14 protein-coding genes and 2 tRNA genes are annotated in these 16,926 nt (G+C 41.2%); 3 read left to right on the top strand and 13 right to left on the bottom strand.

The annotated features are described in order from the left end of the window. Nucleotides 1–587 precede the first annotated feature (587 nt). On the top strand, nt 588–728 hold the full coding sequence (locus T344_RS31055) for a hypothetical protein (RefSeq protein WP_154669458.1): 141 nt from the start codon (nt 588–590) through the stop codon (nt 726–728). 125 nt (nt 729–853) lie between these two features. Here the strand turns inward: T344_RS31055 and T344_RS0118205 are convergent, their stop codons facing one another. The 7 genes from T344_RS0118205 to T344_RS0118175 all read right to left on the bottom strand — a co-directional run bounded on the left by T344_RS0118205 (nt 854) and on the right by T344_RS0118175 (nt 9,824). Further along, nucleotides 854–2,449: an L-lactate permease gene (locus tag T344_RS0118205; protein WP_027629894.1), complete on the bottom strand. Its 1,596-nt coding sequence runs from the start codon at nt 2,447–2,449 to the stop codon at nt 854–856. A 234-nt stretch (nt 2,450–2,683) separates the two neighbouring features. Then, complete coding sequence (locus T344_RS0118200) at nt 2,684–3,652, bottom strand: hypothetical protein (protein ID WP_027629893.1); 969 nt, start codon at nt 3,650–3,652, stop codon at nt 2,684–2,686. Nucleotides 3,653–4,031: 379 nt separating this feature from the next. Then, entirely contained in the window at nt 4,032–5,663 is a 1,632-nt protein-coding gene (locus T344_RS0118195; protein WP_027629892.1) for an MBL fold metallo-hydrolase RNA specificity domain-containing protein, read from the bottom strand. Between the two features lie 40 nt (nt 5,664–5,703). After that, the gene (locus T344_RS0118190) at nt 5,704–6,606 is read right to left on the bottom strand and encodes a DMT family transporter (RefSeq protein WP_027629891.1); all 903 of its coding nucleotides are present in this window, start codon (nt 6,604–6,606) and stop codon (nt 5,704–5,706) included. A 14-nt stretch (nt 6,607–6,620) separates the two neighbouring features. Beyond that, nucleotides 6,621–7,607: a M42 family metallopeptidase gene (locus tag T344_RS0118185; RefSeq protein WP_027629890.1), complete on the bottom strand. Its 987-nt coding sequence runs from the start codon at nt 7,605–7,607 to the stop codon at nt 6,621–6,623. A 142-nt stretch (nt 7,608–7,749) separates the two neighbouring features. Further along, nucleotides 7,750–8,784: a M42 family metallopeptidase gene (locus tag T344_RS0118180; RefSeq protein ID WP_004624227.1), complete on the bottom strand. Its 1,035-nt coding sequence runs from the start codon at nt 8,782–8,784 to the stop codon at nt 7,750–7,752. Next, nucleotides 8,775–9,824, bottom strand: coding sequence for a M42 family metallopeptidase (locus tag T344_RS0118175; protein ID WP_027629889.1), 1,050 nt, complete (start codon nt 9,822–9,824; stop codon nt 8,775–8,777). The genes T344_RS0118180 and T344_RS0118175 overlap by 10 nt, the downstream gene beginning before the upstream one ends. Nucleotides 9,825–10,029: 205 nt before the next feature. Here T344_RS0118175 and T344_RS0118170 point away from each other — a divergent pair. Next, nucleotides 10,030–10,106 (top strand) — tRNA-Ile (locus T344_RS0118170). A gap of 208 nt (nt 10,107–10,314) precedes the next feature. Then, nucleotides 10,315–10,390, top strand: a tRNA-Phe gene (locus T344_RS0118165). Between the two features lie 52 nt (nt 10,391–10,442). Here the strand turns inward: T344_RS0118165 and T344_RS0118160 are convergent. The 6 genes from T344_RS0118160 to T344_RS31050 all read right to left on the bottom strand — a co-directional run bounded on the left by T344_RS0118160 (nt 10,443) and on the right by T344_RS31050 (nt 16,912). Next, nucleotides 10,443–12,065: a peptide ABC transporter substrate-binding protein gene (locus tag T344_RS0118160; protein WP_027629888.1), complete on the bottom strand. Its 1,623-nt coding sequence runs from the start codon at nt 12,063–12,065 to the stop codon at nt 10,443–10,445. 182 nt (nt 12,066–12,247) lie between these two features. Continuing rightward, nucleotides 12,248–13,231 (bottom strand): ABC transporter ATP-binding protein, encoded by a 984-nt coding sequence (locus T344_RS0118155; RefSeq protein ID WP_027629887.1) that lies wholly within the window; start codon nt 13,229–13,231, stop codon nt 12,248–12,250. Continuing rightward, on the bottom strand, nt 13,224–14,231 hold the full coding sequence (locus tag T344_RS0118150; protein ID WP_027629886.1) for an ABC transporter ATP-binding protein: 1,008 nt from the start codon (nt 14,229–14,231) through the stop codon (nt 13,224–13,226). The genes T344_RS0118155 and T344_RS0118150 overlap by 8 nt, the downstream gene beginning before the upstream one ends. 76 nt (nt 14,232–14,307) lie before the next feature. After that, nucleotides 14,308–15,303 carry an ABC transporter permease gene (locus T344_RS0118145; RefSeq protein WP_034862142.1) on the bottom strand — a complete coding sequence of 332 codons (996 nt, stop codon included), beginning with the start codon at nt 15,301–15,303 and terminating at the stop codon, nt 14,308–14,310. 18 nt (nt 15,304–15,321) lie between these two features. Beyond that, nucleotides 15,322–16,245, bottom strand: coding sequence for an ABC transporter permease (locus tag T344_RS0118140; RefSeq protein WP_027629884.1), 924 nt, complete (start codon nt 16,243–16,245; stop codon nt 15,322–15,324). A gap of 490 nt (nt 16,246–16,735) precedes the next feature. Beyond that, entirely contained in the window at nt 16,736–16,912 is a 177-nt protein-coding gene (locus tag T344_RS31050) for a hypothetical protein (protein WP_154669457.1), read from the bottom strand. Nucleotides 16,913–16,926 lie beyond the last annotated feature (14 nt).

The raw sequence follows: 16,926 nt of genomic DNA, 5'->3' as shown, positions 1-16,926 counted from the left end.
AAAGTATTGCTAAAATACTTTGAATATTTCGCACGGCCATAAATTCACAGGTTAGTTTTGGAAGACGAACGCAAGTGAAGTCTTTCAAGCTAACCATCATCCTTTCCGGGTAAAACCTGTCAGCAATGCACTTACCGTGAGCCGGATAAGGCGTATGCATAAATTTACCTTTTACAAAACAATTCTATTATAACGTATTATTGGCAATAACCCAAACAGTTATTTTATTATTTGCCGAATAAATAATGCATCCTTTTCCGCAACACAGGGCACAAGTATTGAAACTTGTGCCCTGTGTACTGTCCTGAATTAATTTAACTTGTTATACTGATTGAAATTGTGTTTTCCTTTATAAATAGATTTATTGAAATCAACTGGTGACGTGAGGACAACTTCATGAAATAGGATGCACGGTTAAAAACAATTGCGATAAATTGTCAACGAAGGTAAAGCAGTTTTGACGGCAAAGCAACAGGACGCTGCTTTGAGCTTCAAATCGAGACAGGATGTCGAGTTTGAGCGACGGCAAAATCGCTTTACAATGAGGCGATACAATTTTCGTAATTGTTTTTGGTGCGTCCTATTTCATGAAGTTAGTACGGAAGTCACCAGTTGATACCGGTACTTCCATACTAGCTATCGCAATTGTTTTAACCGTGCATGAACAAGCAATTGTGTGCGTGGCCGGTATCCGTCAGTGGGAAGCCTGGGTAGAAAAGCTTGCTTGAAGTAAGTCATACTACTTCAGCAAGAACTTCGTGGGCAATCCACTGATGGATACCGGCCGGGAGCACGATAATATGTAATCATTGGTTTTAAGCTGTTCCGTATAACACATTAATTATTTCATTGCTTAGATATTAACTCCTATTTGCAGCAGCAGCATTGCATATACCGAGGTAACAAAGGTCAAAATCAGTGCAAAAACAAATGCAATTCTTATTACCTTGTTCTCTTCTCCCAGCTTGTCAATGGAGGCCGCCGCATTCTGGAGTTTGGCAGGTGATATCACACTTGCGAGTCCTCCTCCGAAAGCAAGGGCTGCAGTGGCGATAATAAGTCCGTTTAAGCCCATATTCAGATTCTTTGCTGTCTCCATGGTGTAGTTTGCAAACATTGCGATTGTCGATGCCTCACTGCCCGTAATAAAGCCTCCGAACAGTCCGATAAACCCTGTTATAAACCCGTAGGCGCCGCTGAAGGCATTGGCTGAAACATCCGCAAGCACTTTTATCATACTTGCCGACTGGTATTTCATTGTCTCCATGCTCCAATTTGAATAGTTCATGATTTCTCCGATGGCAAAGAATATTGCCGCAGAGAAAACAGGTCTGGGTGCTCTTTTCCACCACACTTTGAAAGACTCTTTAACCTGTGAGGCCTTTGGTCTGATAAAGAGCATGGATATAACTACTGCCACCGCGATCCAGGTATAGGCGTTCCATACCGCCCTTGTGACAATTCCCTTGCCATCCACGGCAATACCGTTTATCGGCAGTTTCAGGTTATATAAAAAGTCATATGCCGGCTTTGGAAGATTTAGTGCAAGAATAAGGCCGATTAATATAATCCACGGACTCAGTGCCTTCCAAAGCGGATATTGTTTTTCATAAGCCTTCTCTTCTTCTGTAAGATTGCTTCTGTCAATAATATTTTTTCCTGTAACCTTTAAATAGAGTGCCATTACAACGATTACTGCCAGTCCGCAAAGAACGCCGGTAAGGGTTACAAGATTGTCAACTTTGTTTGTAAAATATGCTACCACCGCAATTACTCCGCCTGTGACTATGCAGGGCAGGAAACCCTTCTTGATTCCGTTCCATTTATCAACGATGTAGAGCATGCAGAAACCGATCAGTGTTGAAACGACAGGCAGGAACATGTAGAAAATACTGCCGGCCTGGGAAGGCGTTATCTCATTGCCGGGGCCTAAAAACCTGTTGGCGAAATCTACGAAGGCCACCACCGGTGCACCCAGCAGAGCATATGTACAGAGAGCGTCATAACCGATTGAAGGAAGTGCTATTGCAACATAGGTAGAGTATCCCATTGCAATGAGTATGGGCGGCAAAAGTGAAACGGGAGTGGCACCGACCGCAACCATAAGCGTTCCGAATCCAATATTTATCATCATGATCTGAACTGCTTTATTATGGCTTGAGATGGTTTTAATAAAAATAATTATTCTCTTCAGCGCACCCGTTTTTTCCATATAAGCCATCATAAAAAGTGATGTCAAAACTATCAGTGAAACGGGGAACGATCTGATAATACCGGAAATTGTCGATCTCAATATTACTTCCAAAGAGGTGTTGAAAAACAGAAATGCTACTGCCGAAACACACAGCCAGCCGACAATACCGCTGATATCAGCCGACTTTTTAAAAATGACAAGCATACAGACTATTACCAAAATCGGCAATAGCGTTAATAAAAATGACCCTACCATTCTATCCGTCCTCCATAAGATTAAATTAGATAAACCGTCCTACTGTAAATCAATGCTGTCGAATTATGATTGATTTACAAAGATTCTACAGAAAATATTTTATTACATATTTACATAAAAAGAAAGTGTAATTTCATATGCATTACACTTTCTTTAAAAAAATTACTTTATTTAATTATAATAGCAACTTTGCCTTATATACATACCCTGATAGACTTGATTTCCGGCCTCTTTCTATTGCAACTGATAATATTGCTTGAACAGCTCATAATATCTGTAAGTTTCAACAGCGTACGTTTCCTTTGTTTTTATTGGACCGATATCAACCGATATTTTTGAAAGATTATAATTTTCAAGTATGGTCTTCAGCTGTTCCTCGTCCAGCTTATTAAGGTCTATTTCAGGATCTCCCGTTAATTTAATGGCTCTGGCTTTCAACTGTACGGCACAGAAATAAACCGCATGCTTGGGATTCTGCAGCATTGTTTTTATCTGTTCATCGGATTCACTTGTTATCAGTGATTTTTCACCGTGTACAATTTGCTCATTGTACCTTACATTTTCAATGCCTATCTGGCATATCCCCATGGACTTTCCTCCAATAACGGGCAGTCCGTCAAGCAGATCCTCCTGACCCAAAAACATCATTTCCCTGAATAAAACTGATGCCAGCAGCGCTTTGGGCACCTTTTGCGCGGCTGATATCCTGCTAATGGAATTATCCAGCTCCTTCAGGGCATTCATCGTATAATCAAAACTGAAAACATAATAGAGCTCAAAATTTTTATCCCTGTAAGAATCTTGATTTATCTGGTTTTCCAGTTCCCCATACAGGGAATTGATTTTAGACAGATTCTGCAGCAGTTCGGATATGGATTTGTTTGAACCGGTTTTTTCACTTTGCTCCAGCAGCATATAATTCTGATAATTGTTTGCATTGACAATTTTTTGCCCCAGGACACTGCCGTAGTTTCCCAGAATATTATTGCCGGCAGATTTATCACCATATTCCGAATATTTGTCACCTGACTGATTGCTCTGGCTATATACATATTTCATTTCTTTTTCTTTTAAATTTTCAACTTGTCTGTTTATGTATCCGGTTATATTAAAAGTATTATTCGCAGAGTAAAGCAGCGTGCTACACATCATTAATGTAATTAAAGAAAAAGTGGCTTTTTTCCTTAATTTCAAGATATTCATATTTAGTCCCCCAAAAGTATTGCAACCCTCAATTTATTCATTCCGATAAGTTGCTTTTATATTTTCTGTCAATTGCTTATTAGATCTTTTGGTACTTTAACATCCTTATAAGTTATACAAACTTTCAAAAAAAATGTCAATTATTCAATTTCTTCAAAATCACTAGTATGCATTAAATGCTATTAATTATACGACTATACTTCATGTTTTGTATGAAATGGTGTGATTTCCTTCCATCTGGTCCATATTCCTCAAATCCTTCATTATCAAGCCTTTGAAAGGCAAAAATATAGACAAAAAGCAATGAGGATTCTCATTGCTTTTTGTCTATATTTAATAAACTTTTGCAATATCATAAAATAATAAATCTCAATTTTTTCTATTTTATAGCTTCCAAAATTGATTTTTCCACCAGCTTCAGTTTGGCTGCAACTTCATCAATCTCAACATCCGATCTTTCCTGTTTGAGATCTCCCTTGAGAATCTCAGCCAGTTCCTCAAATTCCTCCCGCAGGGTATCCAGCATCTCAACCACGGCCAGCCTTCTGAATCTCTTCCTGACATCAGCATTCGGAATGCTTTCATATACATTTTCCGCAGTTATCACATAGCTGTCACCCCTTGCCGGAATAATACATTTCAGTCCGAACTCATCAGTTATGCTCTGTGCAAATTCATTCATTACCTCAAGTTCACCGTGAACAATGAATACCTGCTTGGGCTTTTTGCCAATGCTGCCTATCCACGACAGAAGCCCCGCTTTGTCGGCGTGTCCGGAAAAACCGTCAATGGCTTCTATCCTTGCATTTACAGAAATCTCCTCCCCAAATAGTTTCACCATGGACGCCCCATCCAGAAGTCTCCTTCCCAAGGTACCCTCCGCCTGGTAACCAACAAAGAGAATGGTGGATTCCTTCCTCCACAGGTTGTGCTTGAGGTGATGTTTGATTCTGCCCGCTTCACACATACCGCTTGCAGATATGATTATGGTACTTTCAGTATTCTCATTAAGCTTTTTGGATTCTTCAGGAGACTGCGTAAACTTAAGTGCCGGGAAATCCAGCGGATTATCCCCGTTTGCAATATATTGCTTTGCCTCTTCATCAAAGCAGTCAAGATTCTCTCTGAATATCTGGGTCGCCGACGTAGCAAGAGGGCTGTCGACATATACTGGAATGTTTAGAATCCTGTTGACCGCATCCCCAAAAACATCCATGTATTTGTTAAGATCATAAATTATTTCCTGGGTCCTTCCCACTGCAAAGGATGGTATTATAACATTTCCTCCTTTGGCAATAGTTTCGGTAATTATACTGATAAGCCTTTCCAGTCTGTCCTTATCCTTTTTCAGCGTATGAAGCCTGTTACCGTAAGTCGATTCCACCACGAGATAATCGGCCTCGGCAATCACTGCCGGGTCCCGTAATAATGGAATTCCCTTGTTGCCGAGATCGCCGCTGAATACTATCTTGGTATCCTTTCCGTTTTCCCTGATCCAAATCTCGATTATTGCAGAGCCCAGAATATGCCCCGCATCATTGAATCTGACACGGATACCGTCTGCTATACCGATTGCCTCTCCGTAGGGCACACTCTTAAACAAGCTCAGGCAGTCGGTGGCCTCCTTTACGGTATATAGAGGTTCAACAGGTGATTTGCCCGCTCTTTGTCTTTTCCTGTTGAGCCATTCATTTTCCATCTCCTGTATGTGACCGCTGTCAGGAAGCATTATTCCACACAGCTGAACCGTTGGTTTTGTAGCATAGATCGTACCTTTGAAACCATCCATGAAAAGCTTTGGAATTCTTCCGCTGTGATCTATATGAGCGTGTGTGAGCAGCATAAAATCCAATTCTCCCGGATTGAACGGGAAAGGTTCGGCATTTAAAAGCACCTCATTGGCCCTGCCCTGAAACATGCCGCAGTCCACAAGGAATTTTTTATCACCTGTCTCTATTAAATAACAAGAACCTGTTACTGTTTTAGCTGCTCCGAGAAATGTAATATTCATAACAGCACCCCTTTTCATAGTATATTCATTGATATAATTTCTATGACAGTCCTGCAAATTCCTGCTTTTTTAAAGCAGTCTCCCGTTTCTTCGACAAAAAATATGTATAAATGCATCTCAAGGTAATAATAATCAGTACAATGCTTCCACCTATGAGTGAATAGACACCGGGCACCTCATGAACCACAAGAGCTACCCATATGGGATTTAAAATGGGTTCTATAACCGGAATCAGCACTGCTTCAAGAGCAGAAACATTTTTAATTGCAACTGAGAATAAAACATATGAGAAGCCCAGCTGAAAAATACCAAGAAGTCCTATTCCCATCACACTTTTTGCATCCGGTACGGATTGGAACATAAAAGGCAAGCCTATAACAGCAGTCATTATATTTCCCCAGAAAATTCTGTCCAGGGGTGAATCATCCTTTTGAAGCCTTAAAAGCAGGGCGACAAAAGCAAAAAATACTCCGCTGCTTATTGCGATGAGATTCCCAAGCATTCCTCCCGAGCTTAACTTATCAATAAAGAAAAGTATCATTCCCCCAAATACCACAGCTATCGTAATGACATCATACCATCTTACCTTCTCCTTTAGAAAAATTGCTCCGAATATTGCCACATATATGGGGGCGGTATATTGAAGGATTATGGCATTGGCCGCAGTCGTAAGCTTTGTAGCCGCAACAAATGTAATTACGGTGGCGGCATATACAAACGCTGTCGCGAATTTCAAAAAGTTAAACTTGAAATCAGGCTTTTTTATAAAAAATAAAATCAAAAGGGCAGCGATTAGACTGCGGGCTCCCGCAATGGCTATGGGATTCCAGTTCACAAGCTTTATGAGCAGCCCTCCCAGACTCCAGAGGACTGCTGTCAGTGCAAGAAAAAACAACGCCAAACTTCTCTTTGGCGTTATGTCATTTATATTTAACTTAAACATTTAACCGTATCCCATCATTTATAGTTTTTTATAAAGAGCGAAGTGAGTTTTACACAGTTTTCAAGATCCTCAAGGCTGACCATTTCGGCAGGAGAATGCACATACCTGCACGGAATGGAAATTCCTCCGCAGGGGACTCCCATACCTGTTGTCTGTATGGCGCCGGGATCACTGCCGCCTCTGTCCAAAAGCTCCAGTGTATATGGAATTCCATTTTCAGCCGCCAAATTTTCAAGCTCTCTCCGGATTGCCGGATGGGCAAGATAGGAACTGTCCTTTACCTTTATGGCAGGACCGCCTCCAAGCTTTACCTCCCGCTTGTCACATTCGGGGGTATCACCTGTTATTGTCACGTCCAGGGCGATGGCACAGTCGGGCATTATTCCGAATGCTGCCGTTTTTGCTCCTCTTAGCCCCACCTCCTCCTGGGTTGTAAAAACAAAGTAAATTTCGTTATCGGTTTTGGGCAGTGATTTTATCAGTTCTATAAGTACGGCACAGCCGCTTCTGTCGTCCATGGCCTTTGAGATGGCACAGTTTCCCTGAACTGTGAAATCTCCCACAAAGTTGGCCGTATCACCTATTCTGACCAGTTTTTCGGTCTCTTCCCTGCTTCTGCACCCTATGTCAATATACATTTTGGCCAGCTTAAGGCCTCTGACATCCTCAAGTTTTTCTTCCTTACTCACGGTCCCGGTGGTTCCGTTCCTGAACCGGACTCTCTGTCCCAGCGCGGTCAGCTGTGACACCCCGCCTACATTGGAAAATCTGATAAAGCCATTGTCATCAATGAAAGTTGCAATAACACCTATCTCGTCCATATGTGCCGCAAGCATGATTTTCTTCTTCTTACCCCTTTTAACGGCTGTCAGATTGCCCATGGCATCAACTCTTATCTCATCTACATGTTTTTTTATCTCATTTGTTATGGTTTCTCTTATTTCATCCTCATTGCCTGAAACTCCAAATACCTGGGTTACCAATTTTAATGTTTCCTGCATAATAGTCCTCCAAACTAAAGTTTTATATCTGCTTGAGCCATTATCCCAGCTCGAATACACTGTTACTGCATATTAATAATTCTGATCACAGTCTGCTGCTTCCTTGACTGCTGCTCTATCCTTGACTATTGTTGTTTTCTTTCTACTGCTGCCTTAAAAATTCCTTGTCTTTGCTGATTTGATACAGAGCAGCAATGGTAAGGCGTTCAACCGCCTCATAATCCCTTATATCCATTACCGATACGGGAGAATGTATATATCTGCAGGGTACCGAGATGGATGCGGTTTTGACACCCGTACCCGTCCTCTGAATCTGACCCGCATCGTTTCCTCCTGTAGTAGTCTGTTTGTATTGAACTTTTATGTTGTTTTGAACTGCCACCTCGTACAGGTATTGAACCAACTCCCTGTCGCAGTAGCAGGTCCTGTCCATTATGGTCAGAGCCGCACCGTTTCCAAGTATGGTTGAATAGTCATGCTTCTCCACATCGGGTACATCAGCGCAGGTAGTACCTTCAATAACCAATGCCACGTCGGGCATTACATTGTATGCGGCAACCTGTGCACCTCTGAGTCCCACTTCTTCCTGGACCGTAAAGCAGGCGTAGAGATCAAAGTCGTAGCTGTGCTTGAGCGCCTCTATCAGCACTGCACAGCCCACTCTGTCGTCAAGAGCTTTTGCTTTTATACAATCCGGGCCAAGCTGTATGAAATCGCTGTCAAAAGCAATAAATTCACCCAGTGGAGCAAGCTTTTCAGCCTCGTCTTTTGAGTCGGCGCCGATATCAATATATAAATTTTTAATCTTGGATATTTTTTGTCTCTCTTCCCGCTCCTGCTGATGTATAGGCTTTATCCCTATAACTCCGCCCAGTTTCTTTTTTCCGATTACAACTTTTTTTCCCGGAAGGATTCTGTCATCTATACCTCCAACCGCTTTAAACTTTATAAAGCCTTTTTCGGTATGTCCCGATACAATAAAACCAACCTCATCCATATGTGCCGACAGCATGACCTTTAATTTGCTGCTGCCGCCTTTTTTAAAGGTTATGATATTACCGATGGAGTCCACCATGTAGGAATCACACAGGTTTTGTATTTTGTCAATGATAAATTCCCTTACCTCATTTTCATTGCCCGATACACCGTTCAAATCCGTCAACTCTTTTATAAGCATAGTAATTCCCCCAACTGTTCACTGCTTAATTTAGCAAATTCCGAAACCATTCTGGCTGTATATTTTATATCCTCCAGATTTACCGTTTCAATAGCCGTATGCATATATCTTATGGGTATTGAAAGCAGAGCCGTAGGTATTCCGGCAGCACTGACCTGTGTTGCCCATGCCTCTGTTCCCGTATCCCCGGCTTCGACCATTTTTTGAAACGGAATACCGTTTTCCTTCCCCAGTTCAAAGATTTTTGACACCAGCCTGGGCTGTAAATTCGGCCCTATGGATATCTCCGGTCCCTTTCCCGGCGTTGAAGACACATCCTTCGGCAGGTCCGGAATATCTCCGTGACAGGTATCTATGACTATTGCGGCATCGGGCCGAAGTGCGTATGATGCCGTCATAACTCCCGTCAGATAGGTTTCCTCCTGTGTGGAGGCTACGAATATCAAATCATTTTCATGATTTACATCCTTGAGCAGCCTGAGTATTTCAAGCATGCAGGCAATGCTGGCCCTGTTGTCCATGGCCTTTCCGCTGACCTTTTGATCGTTCATTTTTATAAACTTTGATCTTAATGACACAGTATCTCCAACCGATACATATTTTTTAAGTTCATCCCCGCTCAAACCCGTATCTATCCTGATATCGCGCAGTTTTACAGCTTTTCCCACATCTTCGGCCTTCAGCAGATGCGGAGGCGTAGCTCCAATAATTCCGACAACATCCTGTCTTCCGTGGATTATTACCTCCTGGGCCAATAGTATCTTGCTGTCTATTCCGCCCACATTTGTGATCCCCACAAAGCCTTTATCGTCCACGGAATTAACCAGAAAACCGATCTCGTCAATGTGTGCGGTTATCATCAGTCTCTTTGCGGCTTTGTTATATCCCTTTTTCAAACAAATCACATTAAAAAACTTATCCACCCGAACCTGATCACACCAGTCAGAAAACAGGACAGAGCATTTTTCAGCCGCATCCCTCTCATAACCCGGTACAGCAACAAGCTGTGATAAGTACTCCAAATTTTGAATTATACCCATGAGTCAAATTCCCAACCTTTTTTTCTTTATTCTTTTCAATAATTCAATTTTATCAAATAAATTAAGACTTTCCTAGCAAAGTTTGCTATTTTTGAATGAATCTATTGTTTAACTCTTTATGCAATGTGGTTATTGGTAAAATAATTATAAGTTTACTATTGACTTAATTCCATTTTTTTATTATACTAAAACTCGTCCTTTTCGAGGGCCTTTAGCTCAGTTGGTTAGAGCAACCGGCTCATAACCGGTTGGTCCGGGGTTCGAGTCCCTGAAGGCCCACCACAACTTTAATCATTAATTAGTTTTTTTAAGGGCCTTTCTTCGCTCCCGCGAAGATAAGAATTGCCTATAGCAATTCCAACAGGGACTCTCAAGCTACAAACATGCTACCAGCATCTTTGTTACGCTTTCGACTGAAGGCCCACCACAACCTTAATTATTAATTAGTTTTTTGAAGGCCTTTCTTCGCTCCCGCGAAGATGAGAATTGCGCCCAGATAGCTCAGTCGGTAGAGCAGGGGACTGAAAATCCCCGTGTCGCTGGTTCGATTCCGGCTCTGGGCACCAAAAAAACCTGTAATCACCGGTATACCAGTGACTACAGGTTTTTTTAATCAAATTATTTAAAGGATGCCCAGTTAAAGATTACCCATCCAAGTTTTGTATTAACTACCCCCTGTAAATCCTTAGATACAACAACAGGTTGTGTATAGAAAAATAACGGAGCTATCGGAGAATCCTCCATAAGGATTTTTTCTGCATCATGGAATATCTGAATACGTTTTGCAGCATCTGTTTCTTTTCTTGCTGCCGAAATCAATTCATCGTATTTTGGATTGCTGTACTTGGCGTTATTCTGTCCGTTTCCAGTTGTAAATATATCCATAAAGGTTGAAGGGTCCAAATAATCCCCTAACCAACCGTTTCTATTTATGCTGTAAACACCATCTTTTCTTGACTGCTGAAATACATTCCATTCCTGGGCCAGAATTTCAACTTCAACACCTAAATTTTCCTTCCACATCTGCTGTATAGCTTCTGCAACAGGCTCATGTCCTGCACCGGTATTCAAACCGTATGTAATTTTGGGCAACCCTTTTCCGTCCGGATAGCCTGCCTCAGCAAGAAGTTTCCTGGCCTCGGCAATATTCTTCTGGTAATCTTCCGGTTTTGCGGAGATTAACTCTCCTGCAGTTGTACGGAAGTCAGGCTCCTGCTTAACATCAGCAATACCATATGGTACGAAGCCTGATGCCGGAGTTTCTCCGCCCTTTCGAACCTTTTCAACCAGATAATTACGGTCTATAGCCAATGAGAATGCCTTTCTTACTTTTGGATTATTAAAGGGAGGCTTGTTGTTTACAAGATCGATATAGTAGTTTCCGAGTAATGGCAATATTATCAAATTACCGGCTTCTTTTTCAGCTGCAAATTCGTCGGTGGGGATGTTCTTTGCATAAACAACCTGACCATTTTTAAACGCGCTCAAAATGGCATTCTGATCATTCATCAGATACCACTCGATCTTTGGTGCTACAATAGAGTCTTTACCCCAGTAAGTATCACTTTTTTCAAAGGTAATCTTTGAATCATGCTCCCAGCTTGTGAGTTTGTAGGGACCGTTTCCTATATAGGTCTTTGGATCAAGTGCCCATTTGGATGCATCCTTTGACACGATATCTTCCCTCTGAGGCACCAAAACAGGGAATGCAACTATCTCAGTGAAGAACGGGCATGGATTTTCAAGAGTTACTTCAAGAGTTTTATCATTAATAGCCTTTACGCCCAATGTATTAATATCAGCTTCACCTGAATTGATTTTTTCGCCATTCTTGATGAAGTAAATGTAGTATGCATAGTCAGCAGCTGTTTCCTTGTTAACCGTCCTTTTCCATGAGTAAATAAAATCATTTGAAGTTAAATCTTTGCCGTCAGACCATTTTGCATCCTTACGAATGTGGAATGTCCAAACGAGACCGTCGGAACTGACTTCCCATTTTTCAGCGGCACCGGGTACGATTGTTCCGTCTTTACCGATAGTGGCTAAACCTTCAAATCCGCATAAAATGTAATTTCCTCCGTCAACTGAATTATTGAGGGACGGATCCAGTGTTTTTGGCTCGGAAGCTATAGTTGCGCTGATAGCTTTTCCGGAACTTGTGGAGTTTGAAGAACTTCCACAGCCTGCAAATACTGTTACCAATACAGTAAGAGCAAGAATAAGAACTAGTGTTCTTTTCATTATTATACCCCCTATTATTTAGATTTTAGTTAAAAAATATCTATAAATTAAATCCAATATTACAAATTTTGAGATTTCAACAGTATAAAATAATTTATACCTTTTATATTTTTAACCGAATGTCGACCTCATTAAGTTAAAATGAACCTGTAACATCTTGTAATATGGAAAACTTATACCAATCAGATTTTACCGGTAAAGTGGCAAGCTACATAGTGACCATTACCCTGGTCTTTAAATTCAGGTATCTGCTGTGAGCACAGATCCTTCGCAAAAGGACATCTTGTCCTGAATTTGCAGCCTGAAGGAGGATTTACGGGTGATGGTATTTCACCCTTCAGGATGATTCTGTTCCTCTTTTTTGCCATTTCGGGATCTGGCTCCGGAATTGCTGTAAGCAGTGCCTGCGTATACGGATGCAGAGGATTTTTATAAAGTTCATCCGATTCGACCAACTCAACGAAATGCCCCAAATACATAACCCCGACCCTGTCACAGGTATGTCTGACAACACCGAGATCGTGGGAGATGAATAGATACGTGAGGTTCAATCTTTCCTGCATCTCCTCAAGTGTATTAATAATCTGTGCTCTGATAGACACATCAAGCGCAGAAACAGGTTCGTCACAAACAATGAATTCAGGCTCCACCGCTATGGCGCGGGCTATGCCGATTCTTTGACGCTGGCCGCCTGAAAATTCATGCGGATAACGTGAAGAGTGTTCCGTATTGAGACCGACAAGCTTTAGGAGGTCTCTTATTTTGTCTTCCCTGTCCTTTTTTGAAGAGGCAAGTTTGTGAATATCCAAAGCCTCACCAACAATGTCGGAGACAGTCATACGCGGGTCAAGTGATGCGTATGGATCCTGGAAAATATATTGCATCTTCTTTCTGTAAGGCAATAGTTTATCCTTTCGGAGTTTTGTTATATCGACTCCGGAAAATTTAATCCGGCCATCAGTAAGATCATAGATTCGCAGGATTGAACGTCCGAGAGTTGTCTTTCCCGAACCGGATTCACCCACAAGACCAAGAGTCTCGCCTCTATATATGTTAAATGTAACGTCATCAACAGCTTTAACAGATGCTTTTTCTCCCAGGTTATTTCTTATGTGAAAATATTGTTTAAGATTATTGACTTCTAATAGAACTTCTGAATTAACCATTATTTTTTACCTCCCCGCTGTTATCTGCCCTCTCGTCATAAAGCCAGCAGGCGGTTCTATGTCCATCTTCTGTGGCATATTCAGCCGGCATGTGGTTGATACAGACTTTAAGGCAGCTCTCGCACCTTGGCGCGAATGCACAACCTTTGGGAAGATTCAGAAGATCAATAGGATTTCCCTTTATGGGAATGAGCTTTTCACCCTTTTTTTTCAAGTCGGGCAGGGAGCGTATCAACCCCTTTGTGTATGGGTGGCGGGAATTATGGAAAATGCTGTATACAGAACCCTGTTCAACAATTCTTCCTCCGTACATGACAATAACGTCATCAGCCATATCAGCAACTATTCCAAGATCATGTGTTATAAGGACAATGGCCATACCGGTTTTTTTCTGAATATCCTTAAGCAGTTCAAGTATCTGTGCCTGAATGGTAACATCAAGGGCAGTTGTGGGCTCGTCGGCAATCAGAAGTTTGGGAGCTCCAGCAAGTGCCATGGCTATCATTGCCCTTTGGCGCATTCCGCCTGAAAATTCATGAGGATACTGAGACAAACGTTTTTCGGGCCCATTTATACCAACCAGGGTTAACAATTCAATTGATCTTTTCCTGACTTCTTCTTTTGAGATTTTCCCGTACTTGTGACGCAGGGATTCCGCTATCTGGTTTCCTACTGTAAATACAGGATTCAGACAGGTCATGGGGTCCTGGAAGATCATTGCTACTTCATTACCGGAAAAATTCAGTCTTTCAGACCTATTCATGGCTGAAACATCTTTTCCGTTAAAAGTAATGCTGCCCCATATAATTTTTCCGGGCTTATCTATAAGACCCATTATGGAGTAAGAGGAAACACTTTTCCCTGAGCCCGATTCACCTACTATTCCCAGAACTTTTCCGGGTTCAAGGGTATAACTTATGCCGTTAACCGCCTTAACCTCACCGGCCGGCGTAAAAAACGAAACTTTCAAATCATTTATTTTAAGTAATTCTTTAACCATATTAGCTAACCTCCATGAGCCATATTAGGCTTTGAGCCGCATTGCGGCTACAAAACAGTTATATAATTTGTTCAGGCTATTTCTTCATTCTTGGATCGAGTGCATCTCTTAAGCCGTCTCCGAAAAGATTCATGGACAGTATTATTACACTGATGGTTGCAGCAGGGAAAATAAGCATGTAGGGATATGAATATATTCCCTTCAGCGCTGCCTGCGACAAGGAACCCAGAGAAGCCATGGGAATGGAAACACCAAGACCTATAAAACTCAAAAATGACTCAACGAATATTGCTTCGGGGATTTTCAACGTTGCAACAACAATTATCTGACCTATGCAGTTAGGTATCAGATGTTTTGAGATAATATCCCTGCTGCCGGCACCAAGAACCTTGGCGGCCAGCACATATTCCTGTTCTTTCAATGCCAGGATTTGTCCGCGAACTATCCTCGCCATATCGACCCAATACAGCAAAGCCAGAACAAAAAATATACTTATCAGGCCGACTCCCAAACCCTTTAAAAACGCCGGCGAATTGGCAGATGACAGATATTTGTCAATCGGATCCTTGAGAACTACCTGCAGAAGAATAACGATCAGTACTGTAGGAACTGAATAAACTATATCAACTATTCTCATCATCACAATGTCGGCCCAGCCTCCAAGGAAGCCTGAAACAGCGCCGTACAGGATTCCGATGATGGAGATCATTATAGCAGCTACCACACCAACTGCTATTGAAATCCTGGCACCTATCATCGTTCTTGTAAACAAATCTCTGCCCAGACTGTCTGTACCGAAAATATGCTGAAAATTTGGAGATAAATTCTCACTGCCCTTGATAATCTGATCATATTTATATGGAGAGAGCATAGGCCCTATTACCGCAGCCAGCAGCACCAGCAATATAACAACCAGTGCCCCGATTGCAACCTTATTTGCTCGAAGTCTCCTCCAGGCATCTTTCCAATACCCTACTGAAGGGCGCATAATTTCAACTGTTGCCTTTTCACTTTCAGTGGCAGGCATAAACAATTTGTTTTCTAAAACTGCTGTATTATCCATTTCTCTCATTTGTTATCCACCTGCCCCCTATTTTGTTATATTGATCCTCGGATCGACAAATCTGTATAATATGTCTACCAGGAAGTTCATAAAAATCAGTAATGTGCCAAGGAAAATTGTCACACCCATGACAGTGGGATAATCTTTTGCTGTAATACTGGTTACAAAAGAGCTTCCCAATCCGGGGATAGAAAATATTGATTCTATTACGAATGAACCTGTCAAAACAGTGGCAACCATTGGGCCTGCATATGTGACGACAGGGAGAATTCCATTTCTCAAGCCATGCTTAAAGATTACCACTCTTTCGGAAAGTCCTTTAGCTCTGGCGGTTCTTATGTAGTCCTGGTTAATAACATCCAGCATGGAAGAGCGCATCAGCCTTGTAATAAAGCTCAGCGGGAAAAAAGATAGTGCAAAGCCCGGCAGGATGTAGCTGGACAAGGTATCAAGATTACTTACGGTGGGAAACATATGAAGCTTTACTCCGAATAAAACCATACTTACAGTAGCTACCACAAAGCTCGGAACTGCAATGCCTATTGTCACCACCAACATTATTACTCTGTCGGCACTGGTGTTCTTTTTCAGTGCGCTGACAGTACCAAGAATGGTACCTATCACAATGGCGATTGCACTGGCAAAGAGGCCTAGTTTAAGAGAATACGGAAACTTTCTCGATATAATTTCTCCTACATTCTGTCCGCTTAGTTTGATTGATTCACCAAAATCGCCTTTTAGAATATTTTGGGCGTACTTTTCATACTGTACCAAAATTGGCTTGTCCAAACCGTATTTTGCTTCCAGATTTGCAAATATTTCAGGCGTTATTTTATTGTCACCCAAAAATGGACTGCCTGGCGTTAAATGCATGAGGAAAAATGTTAAAGTAAACATTACCCATAATGTCAGCAGTGATACCAACAACCGTTTTAAAACATATTTAAGCATATGACCTCCTGGCTGCGACCCTATTAACGCAGCATAATAAATGACTTATATTTCCCGGTATATTTTCCGGTTAAATCCCTAAAATAAATTAATTCTCTCTCTTTCAGTATCACTTTAAATTACTAAATTATTAAAATATAAGAAATCAACAGCACCAAAAAGATTAATGTGCTTTTTTAGTACGGTCTCTCATACTGCTCTGCTTGACCGCCATGGATTTCATAATCCAACTGAAACCTCATACCACTTATCGTCAAATAATTTAATTTTATACTTCTAATACATAATATTCCAATAATATTTGTAATATTTTATCATATGGTACTTTATTTATCAATAAGTAAGGTAGAAATGTTAATTGTATTAATTAAAAACTTCATCGCTGGTTAGATTCCGGCTTTGGGCACAAAAAAAAAGAAATATGATAATTCATATTTCTTTTTGATGAACTGTATGACAACTGTTCCCTTTTACATATGACAAATAAAAATCATTCCTTCAGCCAGAACTTTACAAGAAACCATATCAAAAAAGTAAACACTGCTATGACGATCAGTATGAACGGCAGCAGTATCTGGACTATTGAGAGCATTAATGCAAGTACATCTTTAAATGTGAGCATGTTCTCCTCTGTTGTCCTATCTTCCTCTTTCCTACCTTTGAACAAGTTTTTTTCTCCTT

Source organism: Ruminiclostridium cellobioparum DSM 1351 = ATCC 15832 (genome assembly GCF_000621505.1).
GTDB classification, from domain to species: domain Bacteria; phylum Bacillota; class Clostridia; order Acetivibrionales; family DSM-1351; genus Ruminiclostridium; species Ruminiclostridium cellobioparum.
The sequence above is the reverse complement of the archived record's forward strand: the minus strand, read 5'-3'. Positions and strand labels throughout refer to the sequence as shown.